General features: G+C 66.8%; 10 protein-coding genes and 1 pseudogene. 1 reads left to right on the top strand and 10 read right to left on the bottom strand.

The window, feature by feature from the left end; genetic code table 11:
• Positions 1–153 precede the first annotated feature (153 nt).
• The 6 genes from ACMV5O_RS20755 to purL all read right to left on the bottom strand — a co-directional run bounded on the left by ACMV5O_RS20755 (position 154) and on the right by purL (position 10,444).
• On the bottom strand, positions 154–2,418 hold the full coding sequence (locus ACMV5O_RS20755; RefSeq protein WP_416165224.1) for a TonB-dependent receptor: 2,265 nt from the start codon (positions 2,416–2,418) through the stop codon (positions 154–156).
• Between the two features lie 183 nt (positions 2,419–2,601).
• A complete protein-coding gene (locus ACMV5O_RS20750; RefSeq protein ID WP_416165223.1) occupies positions 2,602–3,057 on the bottom strand; it encodes a copper chaperone PCu(A)C in 456 nt (151 codons plus the stop codon).
• Between the two features lie 127 nt (positions 3,058–3,184).
• On the bottom strand, positions 3,185–3,595 hold the full coding sequence (locus ACMV5O_RS20745; protein WP_416165222.1) for a DUF2946 domain-containing protein: 411 nt from the start codon (positions 3,593–3,595) through the stop codon (positions 3,185–3,187).
• Positions 3,596–3,742: 147 nt separating this feature from the next.
• Positions 3,743–5,029, bottom strand: a complete 1,287-nt coding sequence (locus tag ACMV5O_RS20740; RefSeq protein ID WP_416165221.1) for an EAL domain-containing protein — start codon at positions 5,027–5,029, stop codon at positions 3,743–3,745.
• A 2-nt stretch (positions 5,030–5,031) separates the two neighbouring features.
• Positions 5,032–6,357 carry an HD-GYP domain-containing protein gene (locus ACMV5O_RS20735; RefSeq protein ID WP_416165220.1) on the bottom strand — a complete coding sequence of 442 codons (1,326 nt, stop codon included), beginning with the start codon at positions 6,355–6,357 and terminating at the stop codon, positions 5,032–5,034.
• Positions 6,358–6,496: 139 nt separating this feature from the next.
• The gene (gene purL, locus ACMV5O_RS20730) at positions 6,497–10,444 is read right to left on the bottom strand and encodes a phosphoribosylformylglycinamidine synthase (RefSeq protein ID WP_416165219.1); all 3,948 of its coding nucleotides are present in this window, start codon (positions 10,442–10,444) and stop codon (positions 6,497–6,499) included.
• Between the two features lie 151 nt (positions 10,445–10,595).
• On the opposite strand from purL, the gene ACMV5O_RS20725 reads away from it, so the two are divergent.
• Entirely contained in the window at positions 10,596–11,303 is a 708-nt protein-coding gene (locus ACMV5O_RS20725) for a fumarylacetoacetate hydrolase family protein (protein ID WP_416165218.1), read from the top strand.
• 45 nt (positions 11,304–11,348) lie between these two features.
• Here ACMV5O_RS20725 and ACMV5O_RS20720 read toward each other — a convergent pair whose 3' ends face one another.
• The 4 genes and pseudogenes from ACMV5O_RS20720 to ACMV5O_RS20705 form a co-directional block, all read right to left on the bottom strand.
• Positions 11,349–11,939, bottom strand: a complete 591-nt coding sequence (locus tag ACMV5O_RS20720) for an antibiotic biosynthesis monooxygenase (protein ID WP_416165217.1) — start codon at positions 11,937–11,939, stop codon at positions 11,349–11,351.
• Positions 11,940–12,184: 245 nt separating this feature from the next.
• A complete protein-coding gene (locus ACMV5O_RS20715; protein ID WP_416165216.1) occupies positions 12,185–13,114 on the bottom strand; it encodes a transporter in 930 nt (309 codons plus the stop codon).
• Between the two features lie 101 nt (positions 13,115–13,215).
• Positions 13,216–13,407, bottom strand: coding sequence for a 2-hydroxymuconate tautomerase (locus ACMV5O_RS20710; protein ID WP_416165215.1), 192 nt, complete (start codon positions 13,405–13,407; stop codon positions 13,216–13,218).
• A gap of 117 nt (positions 13,408–13,524) precedes the next feature.
• Positions 13,525–13,635, bottom strand: a pseudogene (locus ACMV5O_RS20705) (4-hydroxy-2-oxovalerate aldolase); the annotation flags it as partial.

Below are 13,635 nucleotides of genomic sequence, written 5' to 3'. Positions count from 1 at the left end.
CTGGGCGAGACGGTGGGCATGGCGGCCGAAGTGGCGCACGGCAGCTGCACCGACCTGCCGCCGATGCGCAAGAAGTAATCGCCAGCGCGCAGACAAGAGAACCCGGCATCGCCATCACGGCGGCGCCGGGTTTTTTGTCGTCTGACGAGCGGATCAGAACTTGTAGTTGATGCCGGCGTAAACAGAGCGCCCCGCCCCTGGCACCGCGATGCCGTAGGGCGCGCCACCATTGGCCGGCAGCCGCATCGTCGTGCCCTGGCCAAGATAGGCGCCGCCCAGCGGCAGGTAATAGAACTTGTCGAACAGGTTCTCGATCCCGAAGTCGACGCGCAGGGACTTCCACGAATAGCTCGTACGCAGGTGCGTCAAGGCGTAGCCCGGGGTCTGGAGCTCGCTGCGTACATCCGACACCTTGCTCTTGGCCTTCACGCCTTCGAACTCGACGCCGTTATCCCAGCCACCCTGCTTGTGCGTGAGCGCCAGCTTCACGTTGAGCGGCATGATGTTGTAGAGATCGTCCCCGCTATCCCGGTTCTTGCCGCGCGTGTAGTTGATCTGGCCACGCAGGCCGAGCTCGCCGAATTCCGTGCTCGCCAGCGGCATGCGACCCGACAGTTCGATGCCGTAGAGACGCGCGGACTGGTTCTCGAACTGCAACACGTTGAAGCTGCCGGGCGTGTAGCTGCGGTAGCTCAGCGGCGAGGGAATCGCGTCGATGTAGTCCGAGACGTAGGTGAGATAAGGCGTCGCCTTGAATTCCCAGTTGCGATCCGCAGCATGCCAGTCGAAAGTCGCCGAGACGGTATGCGCTTTCTCGGGCTTCAGGCCAACCTTGCCGACATAGCCGTTTCCATCGCCGACGAAGTTGTTCATCAGCGCCGCCATCGACCACGACGACCAGGTGTAGCGCTCGTAAAGGTTTGGCGAGCGCAGCTTGCGGGCCAGGCCGAATTCGACATCCAGGTTCTCGTCGTGGGTGTAGCGCGCCAGCAGGCTCAGGTCGACGTTGTCGTCGGTGCGCTTGCGGTCGAGGCGATTGAAGGCGTCGGCCTCGGATTTCTGCATCGAGTTCATGTGCTTGGCATCGGTCGTCGGGTCATAGCCCTGCACCTCGCCGGCGTTGGTCTTCACCCGCTCGTAGCGGATGCCGGCAAGGGTGGTCCATTGCGCCGACACCTGCTTTTCCCACTCGGCGAAGATCCCCGCACGATTGCGCTCGCCGTCCCTGACGTTCCAGAAGGTCTCCGGCGACATGCCGAGGCCCGAAGGCGGCCACCAGTCATCGAGGGTGTAGCGCTGAAGCTCGGCGCCGAGCCGCAGCAGGTCGGTCTCCGACAGGCCGAGGTCCGCCTTCAGCACCAGGCCGGTATTCCTGCTCTCGGAGTACATGGGCATGCCTGACGCGCAGATACCGGCCGCCTGTTGAGCCTGAGTGCACTCCGAGCGGGGCGGCTCGCCGATCTTCGTGTAGATGAAGCGCTTGTCCGCCCCGAAGTCCATGAAGTGATCCACCTTCTCGCGGTAGGCGCGCATCTCCAGCGCGCCCCAGTCGAAGGCCCCGGTGTAGCGCAGGTTCAGGCGCAACTGCTCGTTCTCGAGCATGTCCATGCGCTGGTTGGGATAGAGCTGATAGGGCAGATCCTGCAAGCCGATCTTGGCCTCGAGCAGGTGATCGCCACCCTTGAACGCAAATCCCAGGTCGTGATTGCGGCTCTTGTAGGCACTGGAGCCGACCTCGTCGAGCGGCAGCGCGTGCCCGATCCGGCCGGTTTCGCGGCTGGTCTTGAAGTTCCTGGCGGCCTCGTAGTTGTCGCTTTCGGCGATCGAACCGACGTAGCTGACGCTGAATGCCTCGTTGGCGAGCGTGGCTGCAAAGCTGCCGCCGACGGCATCTCCATTGCTGCGGTAGAAGGCGCCGAGCTCGCCCGTCTTGACGACGCCCTGGCCCGCCTTCGCAAACACGGGCGCCTTGCTCTCGGCCACGATGGTGCCGGCGATGCTGTCGCCGCCCACACTCACCGGCGACACCCCGGGATAGACCTCGAGCAGGCCGACGTTGGCCGGATCGAGATACGAGAGCGCGGGGTTCATGTGATTGGGACAGGTGGCGATGAGGTCCATGCCATCGACCTTGATGCGAATGCGATCGTCGGCGAGGCCGCGGATGACCGGCAGGCTGGACATGCCGCCTGCGCCGTAGGTGCTGACGCCGGGCACGTCACGCAAGAGTGAAGCGGTGTCGCTGGTCGCGGGTCGCAATGCCTGTACCGTTCCAGGCGCAACCTCGGTCGGGCTGGCTGCGGTCGCGGAACCCGTGACCACGATCCTGCCCAGGGTCGTCTCCTGAGCGAGGGCGAGCGCGGGCAGCGCGAGGGAGATAGCCACTGCAAGCGGCAGACGGCGGAAATTCTTGTGCATGTCGGTGTTCTCGATGATGGGGCCAGCCCCTGCCGGATCGCATGCCGTGCGGGCGCGAGCGGCACCCTCCGGGCGCCGCTGGGCGCCTGGATGCTGGCTTCTTGTACGGGGAGGTCCTACGCGCGTGACAAGCCGCGCGACCTGAAGCTCAGGCCGGCGCGACCACCGCGCTCAGCTGCGGGATCAGTGCTTGCCGTGCTGCATCTTCATCGGCGCGTTGAGCGGACGTGCCGGCGCAACGAGTTCGATGGACTGCTGGCTGCCATCCTTGTTCTCGATGACGATGGTAAGCGGCACCTGGTCGCCCTCCTTCACCTGCGCCTTCAGGTCCATCAGCATGACGTGGTAGCCGCCGGGCTTGAGCTCCACGGCCTGGCCAGCCGGCAACTCGAGCGCCTCGATCCGGCTCATCTTCATGACGTCCTTGTCCATGACCATCTCATGGATCTCGACGACACCGGCCACCGGCGAATCGGCCGACACGAGACGCGCGTCGGCGTCTGACTTGAGCTGCATGAAGGCGCCGGTGGCCCTCTGCTGCGGCACGGTCGCCCGCACCCAGGCCTCGCTGACGGTAACCTCGGCGGTCGCATGCAGGGAGCTGAGGGCGAACAGGGTGGCGATGGCAAGTTTTTTCATGGGGGACTTCTCCTGGAATGGTCACGCACGGTTCAGGCGGGACGATCGGCTAGGGCCGGATCGGCGGGGCTCTGCCGGCCCCTGCGCCGGACGCAGCCTCGCTGCGAGGTCGGCAGGAGCCCGGACGTCAAGCCTGCGCCGGCGGTGCACGCGGGTGCGACGGCGACCAGGCGAAGAGCGGACGCGGTGCGTGCAGGAAAAGCGAAGGAAGCAGCCTGCTCGCCGGGGGCGCGGCAAGCCCAGCGCGAGCAGCCATCGGAAGCAGTGCCGCACCCGCATGAGCGCAGCAATAGGGGCAATGCGAGAACGACGGCAGCTCATCCCCGTCGCCACTGCCGGGCGCCCCCTGGCCCCCGTGCACGGCAAACTCGGCCGCATCGACCGCCACCCAGCCCGTGCCCTCGGCCGAACAGACCTCGATCAGGTAGCGCCCCACTTGGTCCGGCCCCATCGCCCGGCTGATGGTCGGCGCGAGCGCACTCATCAACATCGCGAAAAGCGCGACCCAGGTGAGGAAACGTTGATGAAAGCGCTGCATGACGCGTCGATGGATCCGGGACGAGCTCGATGACGCAGGCAATTATAACGACAGGAACTGCAGCAGAATTGATTCCCGTCAGCTCCAGCAGGCAGCGGGGCTGGCCTGCGGCGAATCGTCGCAGGCGCCGTGAGGCGACGGTCGTGCCTAAGCGGCGATGCCGGCCCTGGCGCGGGCCCAGGCGATGAAGTCCGGCAGGGCCAGCGCGCGCGAGTAGAGGAAGCCCTGGATGTAATCGCAGCCCATGGCGGCCAGCATCTGCGCAGTCTGCTCGTGCTCGACCCCCTCTGCCGTGACGTGCACGCCGAGACGGTGCGAGAGCTCGATGATGGAGGCGGCAATCTCCCGATCGCGCGCCGACGACACCAGGTCGACGATGAAGCTGCGGTCGATCTTGACTTCCTGCACCGACAGGCGTTTGAGCCGGCTCATGCCGGAGAAGCCGGTGCCGAAGTCGTCGATCGACAGACTGACGCCCAGCAGGCGCAGGCGCTTGAGCACATCGGCCACGCCATCGCCTTCGGTGTCGTCGAGCATGCTGGTCTCGGTGATCTCCAGGCACAGCGACGACGCCCGCACGCCCCAGGTCATCAGCGCCTGCTCGATCAGGTCGGGCACCTCGACGTCGTAGAGGTCGGTTGCCGACAGGTTGATCGACATGTGGACCTCGAGCCCCTCGAGCCGCAGCGTGTGCAGGGTCTGCGCTGCACGCTGGAACAGCCAGCGGTTGAAACGATGACGCAGCCCGAGTCGGCCGATAAGGCTGACGACGACCGGCGGTGGCACCCATTCGCCGCGACTGTCGCGCCAGCGCAGCAGCGCCTCCGCGCTGCGGCACTCCCCGCTTGGCACATGCACCTTGGGCTGAAGATGAAGCTCGAGCTCGTTACCGCCCGAGAACGCCGCCCGCAGGTCGCGCTCGAGCAGGGCCACACCCGACGAGCTGTGCTCCATGCCTGACTCGTAGATCAGGCTACCCGAAGCGCCCCGGCGCGCCGCAAGGCACGCGATGCGCGCCGACTGCAGCAGATGAAAGGCGTCCTGGCCATGATCCGGCGAGATGGCTGCCCCGCACACCACCTGGGCCTGCAAGGCCATGCCATCGAGCTGAACGGGCGTATCGATGAAGGCCTGCTCGAGCCTGAGCATGCCCAGGGTGAGCACCGCCGCGCTCGACAGGCGTGGCAGGACGACCAGCCACTCGCTGCCGTCGATGGGGAACAGGCTGTCCTGTGCGCGTAACCGCGCCCGCAGCCGCGCGTCGATCTCGCGCTCGAACTTGCGCGCATGCTCGAGCGGCAGGCGAAGCACCGCCGGGTCGGGCAACACGACCAGGGAGATCACGCCCACACTGCCCGCCTCGCCCGCGCTCCGCATCGATGCCGAGAGCTCGGACAGGGCGGCAAGAAAGCCGGGCGGCGTGCGTGATTCCATGATCAGGCCAGGTAAAAGTCGTCCGGGTCGATGCCGTAGGCGTTCGGCGGCAAGGCCTGGACGATGCGGTAGGGCTCGCCGGCCGGCGTCTCGGGCCGCATCAGCAGGTCTAGCGTGCGCGGAAAACGCTCGAGCGTCTTGTCGGGGCCGAGCAGGACCAGCACGCGCGGCTGCAGGCGACGCACCTGGTTCTGCTGGATCACGACGCCGACCTCGCCGCTGTTGAGTTCGACCAGGGTGCCGATCGGGTACAAACCGATGCACTGCAGGAACTGGTCGACCAGCGTGTCGCGGAACTGGGTGTTGCGAAGCTGGTTGAGCGTCTCCATCGCCGTCTGGCTCGACACCGCGCCGCGATAGACGCGCTCGCGCGTCATCGCGCAGTAGGTGTCGACGATGCCGGACATCTCCGCCGGCAGCGGGATCAGCAATCCCTCGAGGCCGCGCGGGTAGCCCGTACCATCGTAGCGCTCGTGATGCGCAGCGATGATGCCGAGCACCTCGGAGTCGAAATCCTCGCGCGCCTTGAGCAGCTTTAAGGTGTTGCGGACGTGCGCCTTGACGTGCTCAAACTCGTGCTCGTCGAGCGGACCCGCCTTGCTCAGGATCGCGTAGTCGATCTGGATCTTGCCGATGTCCTGGAGCAGGCCGGCCAGGCCGAGCTGACGCACCTGCTTACCGCTGAGGCCCACGAAACGCGCGAAGACCATCGCATGCACCGAAACATTCACCGCATGGTCGTAGGTGTATTGGTCGGTGCGTTTGAGGCGGCTCAGCCACATCAGCGCATCGGGGTTGCGCTCGACCCCGGACGCCATCTCGCCCACCAGTCCGTCCAGGCGCTCGACATCGAGGGGGCTGTCGTTGTCGATCGCGACGCGTGTCTCGCGCAGCGCGCGGTAGACGTCATCGACGATCGGGGCCAGGTAAAGCAGTTCCGACTCGAGTCGGCTGCGGCCATCCTCGACACGCACCCGAGGGACATGTGGAAGCCGCCTGGTGTGGATCTTGCCCTTGAAGCTGCGCGCCACCTTGAGGAAGCGTGTTGCCTCGACACGCGACTCGACATCGCTGGGATGCTGCTTTGGAACACCATCGAGTCCAAGCAGGGGGGCGTCGCGCTCGACGACCTTCCTGCTGTGATACTCGCCGACGGAGAGCGCATGGTCGATTACGACTTCTCGGCAGTACTGCTGGAGCGCCCGCACCTGGTCGACGTTCTCCACCAGAAAGCCCTGCATCATGAAGGGCGTCTGGATCCACGGGCGATCGATGTCGGCGACGAACATGCCGATCTTGACATCACGCGTCGGTAACCGGCGCTTCAAGCCTGCCCTCCCATATCGAACTCGCTCACAAACGATGCCCCAGGAACGAGCTTAACGGCACCAAGAAAGAAAACCTTAGTCGGTCCTGCCCTTCCGCTGCCTGAAACAGGCACGCCGCTCGATCGGCCCCGAGGCGAGTTCAGCCCAGCCAGTGGCGCGCGTTGCGGAACATGCGCAGCCAGGGCGAGGCGTCCGGGCTGTCCTTCACCAGCCACTGCGGGGCCCACGACATCTGCAGCGTCCGCGCCGTGCGCTCCGGGTGCGGCATCATGATCGTGAAGCGCCCATCCGCGGTGGTGAAACCGGTCACACCGCCCGGCGAACCATTGGGATTGGCAGGGTAGGCCTGTGCCGGATTGCCGTGGTTGTCGATGTAGCGCAACGCGAGCAAGGCCTTGCCCCGGTCGGCCTCGTGACGGAACACCGCCTGCCCCTCCCCGTGGCTGACCACGATCGGCATGCGGCTGCCGGCCATGCCCTGCAGCAGGATGGACGGGTTGTCGGTGACCTCGACCATCACGAAGCGCGCCTCGAACTGCTCGCTGCGGTTGCGGTGGAAGGTCGGCCAGGCCTCGGCGCCGGGGATGATCGGCGCCAGGTGCGCCATCATCTGGCAGCCGTTGCACACGCCGAGCGCGAAGGTGTCGCGGCGGCGGAAGAAGGCCTCGAACTCGTCGCGCAGGCGGGCGTTGAACAGGATGGACTTGGCCCAGCCCTGCCCGGCGCCGAGCACGTCGCCATAGGAGAAGCCGCCGCAGGCGGCCAGGCCGTGGAAGTCGGCAAGGTCGATGCGGCCGGCCTGCAGGTCGGACATGTGCACATCCACCGGCGTGAAGCCCGCGCGCTCGAAGGCGGCCGCCATCTCGAACTGGGAGTTCACCCCCTGCTCGCGCAGCACCACCACCTTGGGCCGCGCGCCGCTGGCGATGAAGGGCGCGGCGACGTCCTCACGGACGTCGAAGGACAGCGCCACCGACAGGCCGGGGTCGGTGGCATCTGCCAGCGCGTCGAATTCCTGCTGCACGCATTCGGGATCGTCACGCAGCTTCGCGATTCGGTAGCTGGTCTCGGACCAGGCCTGCAGCAGCTCGACGCGGCTGCCCTCGAAAACCAGCTTGGCGTTGCGGCGCAGGCGGATCTGGTCCTGGGTGTTGGGCTCGCCGATGAAGTGGTAGGCCAGGCCGGCGGCGCGCAATTGTTCGGTGACACGCGCGCGCTCCTCGCGGCGGATCTGCACGACGGCGCCCAGTTCCTCGGCGAACAGGCCGGCAAACAGGCGGTCGGCGAAGCGACCCTTGAGGGTGTCGGGTTTCTTCTCGAGGCCATCGACATCCATCATGTAGGGGTCGTAGCACACGGTGTCGAGGATCAGCGACAGCCCGCACCTGGCGGCAAAGGCCATCTCGCACACGGTGGCGAACAGGCCGCCGTCCGAGCGGTCGTGGTAGGCCAGCAACAGGCCGTCACGGCGCAACTGCTGGATGGTTTGGAAGAAGGCCTTGAGCTGGATGGGGTCGACATCGGGCGCATGCTCACCGACCGAATTGTAGGCCTGGGCGAACACCGAGCCGCCGAGGCGGTTCTTGCCGTTGCCGAGGTCGATCAGCAGCAGCTCGGTCTCGACGCCTTCGGGCAGCTGCAGCTGGGGCGTGAGGGTGTTGCGGATGTCCTGCACCGGGGCGAAGGCGGTGGCGATCAGCGACAGCGGGGCGACGACCTGCCTGTCCTCCTCGCCATCACGCCAGGCGGTGCGCATCGACAGCGAATCCTTGCCGACCGGGATCGACACCCCGGCGGCGATGCAGAACTCGGACACCGCCTGCACGGTGTCGAAGAGCTTGGCGTCCTCGCCGCGATGGCCGGCCGCAGCCATCCAGTTGGCGGAGAGCTTGACGTCGCCCAGCCTGGCGATGTCGGCGGCGGCGATGTTGGTAATCGCCTCGCCGATCGCCATGCGGCCCGAGGCCGCTGCGTCGACGCAAGCCAGCGGCGTGCGCTCGCCCATGGCGAAGGCTTCGCCGCGATAGCCCTGGAAGCTCATCGCCGTGACCGCGACGTCAGCCACCGGCACCTGCCAGGGGCCGACGAACTGGTCGCGCGCAGTCAGGCCGCCCACCGAGCGGTCGCCGATGGTGATCAGGAAGCTCTTGCTGGCCACCGCCGGCATGCGCAGCACGCGCATCCCGGCTTCCTTGAGCTCGAAGTCGGTGGTGTCGAAGGGCGGCAGATGGACCGCGCGGCGCGAGACGTTGCGCGTCATCTTCGGCGGCTTGCCGAGCAGCACTTTCATGTCCATGTCCACCGGCTTGTTGCCGAAGTGGCGGTCGGACACGGTGAGGTGGCCGTCGGCAGTCGCCGTGCCGAGCACCGCGAAGGGGCAGCGCTCGCGCTCGCAGAAGGCCTGGAACAGCGGCAGGCTCTCGGGCGCGATCGCCAGCACGTAACGCTCCTGCGATTCGTTCGACCAGATCTCGCGCGGGCTCATGCCCGGCTCCTCGATGTGCACCTCGCGCAGTTCGAAGTGCGCGCCCAGGCCAGCGTGGTCGGCCAGTTCGGGCATCGCGTTCGACAGGCCGCCGGCGCCGACGTCGTGGATGGCGATGATCGGGTTCTTGTCGCCCTGCTGCCAGCAGGCGTCGATGACTTCCTGGCAGCGGCGCTGGATCTCGGGGTTGCCGCGCTGCACCGAGGCAAAGTCGAGGTCGGCGGTGTTGGTGCCGGTCGCCATCGACGAGGCCGCGCCACCACCGAGGCCGATCAACATGCCCGGGCCGCCGAGTTGGATCAGCAGCGTGCCCGGCGGGAAGGTGGGCTTCTCGGCCTGCTGGGCCTGGATGCTGCCCAGGCCGCCAGCGATCATGATCGGCTTGTGGTAGCCGCGCACCTCGCCCTGCACCGCCTGCTCGAAGGTGCGGAAGTAGCCGGCGAGGTTGGGACGACCGAACTCGTTGTTGAAGGCAGCGGCGCCGATCGGGCCTTCGATCATGATGTCGAGCGCGGAGGCGATGCGCTCGGGCTTGCCGTAGGGCCGGCCGTTGGGTGTCTCCCAGGGCTGGCCGAAGCCGGGGATGTTGAGGTTGGACACCGTGAAGCCGGCAAGACCCGCCTTGGGGCGCGAGCCGCGGCCGGTCGCGCCCTCGTCGCGGATCTCGCCGCCGGCGCCGGTGGCCGCGCCTGGGAAGGGCGAGATCGCGGTTGGGTGGTTGTGGGTCTCGACCTTGGCGAGGATGTGGGTGTCCTCGTCGTGGTAGCGGAAGGCACCGTCGGCATCCGGGTACAGGCGGGCGATGCGGGCGCCCTCGATCACCGAGGCGTTGTCCGAATAGGCCACCACCGTGCCCTCGGGGTGGGCCTTGTGGGTGTCCTTGATCATGCCGAACAGGGACTTGTCCATCGGCCGCGCGTCGATCACCCAGTCGGCGTTGAAGATCTTGTGCCGGCAGTGCTCGGAGTTGGCCTGGGCGAACATCATCAGCTCGACGTCGGTCGGGTTGCGCCCCATGCGAGTGAAGTTCTCGACGAGGTAGTCGATCTCGTCCTCGGACAGCGCCAGACCGAGTTCGCCATTGGCCTGCTCGAGTGCGGCACGGCCACCGGCGAGGATGTCGACGGTGGTGAGCGGCTGCGGCTCGTAGTGGTGGAACAAGGCTTCCGCTTCGTCGATGCTGCTCAGCACCGACTCGGTCATGCGGTCGTGCAGCAGGCCGAGCAGCGCGGCATTGCCCTCCACCCCACGCGCCTCGATCGTGTAGCCGATGCCGCGCTCGATGCGCACGATCTTGTCGAAGCCGCACTGGTGGGCGATGTCGGTGGCCTTGGACGACCACGGCGAGATCGTGCCCAGGCGCGGCACCACCAGGCGCAGCAGGCCGGCGGGCACATCCTTGCTGGCCGGATGGGCATCGAGCAGGTCGACCAGGCGCTCATGCTCCTGGGGGCTCAGTGCCTCTGTCAGCTCCACAAAGTACCAGTGCTCGGCCGCCAGATCGTTGAGCTTGGGGAGGACCTCGCCGACGGCGCGGGACAGACGTTCCAGACGGGAAGAGGACAGCGCCGCAGCGCCACGCAGCTTGAGGATCGAGGTCATGTTTCTCAGGGGCAGGTCGGGAGGACGGACACCAACGCCTTGGCAGCGCCGGAAAACATCGCATTATAGCCGAGGCGCCCCCGCCCCTCCGGGGCCGCGCGCATGCGCCGACGTTGTAGACTGCGCGCCTTCACCGCAACCGAGAGCCATCATGCCGGACCTGAACTACCTATGGGCGCCCCCCGCCCCCGTCTCGCTGCCGGTGCGCGGCACCAGCGCACGCTTTCCCGTCAACCGGCTGTTCTTCGTCGGCCGCAACTATCAGGCGCACGCGCGCGAGATGGGTACCTCGGTGGACAAGGCGACAATGCGCCCGGTGTATTTCACCAAGTTCGCCGCGATGCTCGCCGAGTCCGGCAGCAGCGCGCCCTACCCGCCCGAAACGCGGGACTACCACCACGAGATGGAGTTGGTCGTCGCTCTCGGCGAGGACGGTTTCCGCGTTCCGCCCGAGCAGGCCGCAAAGCTGATCTACGGCTACGCCTGCGGCCTGGACATGACCCGGCGCGACCTGCAGGCCGCCGCCAAGGCAAAGGGCAACCCCTGGGATGTGGCGAAGAACGTCGAGTCGGGCGCGGTGGCCAGCGAAATCGTACCCGCCCAGGGCCGGGTGCTGGAGCGCGGCGAAATCAGCCTCCGACTCAATGGTGAGGTACGCCAGCAGGGCGATCTGGCCGACATGATCTGGACCATCCCGGAGATCATTGCCGACCTGTCGACCTACTACCACCTGCGGCCCGGCGACCTGATCTACACCGGCACACCCGAAGGTGTGGGACCGGTACAAGCGGGCGACCTGCTCGAAGGCCGGATCGAGGGCGTGGGCAGCCTCAGCTTCGGGATCGACCCGGCGGAGTGAGGCGCGGCCACCCACTGCCGTGAGGCACGGGTGGCCGCCGGCTGATCAGGCCTTGGGCGCGGGGTTCAGCCAGCCACGCATCAGACGGGTCAGGCGCGGCATCACCACCCAGGTCATGGTGGCGACGATCAGCGCGGTGAACGCCGCGGTGCGCGGCAGGAAAGGCAGATCCACGAATCCCGGCCACAGTGAGACCAGCCACAGGTAGAGGGACACCACCGGGAAGATGCCCATCCAGGTCACGAACGCCATCCTGGCGCGCGGCGGGTGCATGCTCGCCGGCACCACCGCGGGCTCGAACCAGGCCTCCAGGCCGCTCAGCTTGCGGAACTCGGGCTCGCCCTCGGCCACCGCCTTCATGCGCTCGAGCAGCTCGAGGCGTGCGGCGCTCATGTCCCAGGCCTGCAGCTCCGCCTCGGAGGCGAAGCGCACCACCAGCTGATACTCGTCGCCCGGCGCCTCGGGCGGAATCAGGTCGCCGCCCAGAAAGCCCTTGTGCGCCCGCATCTTGGCGAGCATCTCGCGCAGCATGACTTCGTACTCGGTCTCGTGCCCCGGGCGGGCGCGGCGGCGGGCGATGCGGGTGACACGGGCGGGGGTGGCCTGGTCGGACGTGGCCTGGGCGGGTGCATTCATGGTGGCGGCTCTCCTGATCTAGCGGTTGGATGAAGGCAGGTTGCGCTTCATCCCCCGGTGCAGGTGCACTCTAACGCAAAAATCTCGAGATTTTCATCAAATAAATCCAGACGCTTCTTCGCTCAGCTTATGCGCGGCCTTGCGGACTCGCCGGATTCATCGTGTCAACGAGAAACCCCGGCTGCCCTGTCGGGCGCACCGGGGTTTTCGTCGTAGCCGGCAGAACGCAGCTCAGGAAGCAAGCCTTACAGCGGCATGATCAGCTTGAGGATGAACTTGTCGCCCTCGAAGCGGTTCTCGGCGCTGGTCTCGCGGCTCCACTGGCCAGTGAAATGCACGCCGCCCTTGGTGGTGTAGCTCACTGTGGGGCCGATGGCGAAGACTTCGCCCTTGCGACCGTCCGACCAGGGGCCGAGTGCGGAGGAGATCGTCTGGCCGTCGAGCTTGTCATTGGTCGTCTGCTTCAGGTAGTAGCCCGACAGGCCGACGCCCCAAGGCCCGAAGCGCTTGCCGACGAGATAGTCCATGTGGAACTCGTCGCCCGACTCGTACTTCATCTTGGGCGCGCCCAGCGCCGGGCGGAAGTCCTTGTTGGAGGACTTGATGTTGTACATGAACTTGGCGGAGACCTCCCAGCCGGTATCGCCCAAATAGGTGACGGCGAAGATCGGCTCCACGCTCCAGTAGTTGGCGCCGATGCTCTGGCGCGGGTCGCCTTCCTTGTAGGCGCCCACCGGCAGGTTGATGTCGAGCGCCGCCGCCCAGTGCCAGTTCTTGGCGTGCCACGACAGGACGAAGGGATTGACGGTGATGTCGCCGAGGCCGAACTGGGACTTCGAGCCTTGCCCGAGCGCCACGTCCTGATGCACCAGCGGCACGATCACGTGCCAGCCCCAGTTGCCGCCGAATACCTTGTGCTCCGTGATCTGCACGAAACGGAAGGCGTTGAACCAGGCATCAACCCCGGCACCCGGCACCGTCTTGCCACTGCCGTCGACCAGGTCGCCGCTGTAGTAGCCGAAATAGTTAAGGAAGTAGTTGCCCGGGGGCGGTAGCGCCCCCGCCAGCCAGGTCTCGGCCCCGTTCGGGTACTGGTCGCCGCCTTCCTTGGCGTGTGCGCCACCGACTGCCAGGCTCGCGAGGGCGAGCGCCGCCCACAGCTTGTTCAGCTTCATGCTCCAAACTCCTCGATGATTGTGGTTTTTTTACAGCGAGTGCTGTTCTCGATACGGCGGCCTCTGCGGGCCGCTCGCGAATACACAGTGGACGCGTCAGCTCAGCGCCCGAGGTCCTTCGCCGACACACCGCCGATGCCCCAGTTGGTCTTGGGCACTTCGCGGATGACGACGCGGACCGTCTCGACCGGCGCGCCGACGGCTTCCACCAGCGCCTGGGTGACCTTTGCGATCACGGCGCGTTTCTGGTCCTCGGTACGGCCTTCCATCATGGTGATTTCTGCCAGGGGCATGCTGCCTCCTCCTCGTTGAGCGCGGCGTGACCCCGGGGTCACGCCGCGGTGTTTCGCAAAATGGGTCGCGGCAACGGGCGCCTGTGAGGGCACCCGTTCAGGCGGGCTTGCGTGAGCTCAGGCCGCAAGGCCCTTGGCCTTGGCCAGATTGAGCGCCGTGTCCTCGATCATGTCCTCCTGGCCGCCGACCATGCCGCGCCGGCCCATCTCGACCAGGATCTCGCGCGC

Origin of the sequence: Thauera sp. WH-1 (assembly GCF_047806685.1) — a bacterium.
Lineage (GTDB): Bacteria > Pseudomonadota > Gammaproteobacteria > Burkholderiales > Rhodocyclaceae > Thauera.
This window is presented reverse-complemented; position numbering and strand designations above follow the sequence as displayed.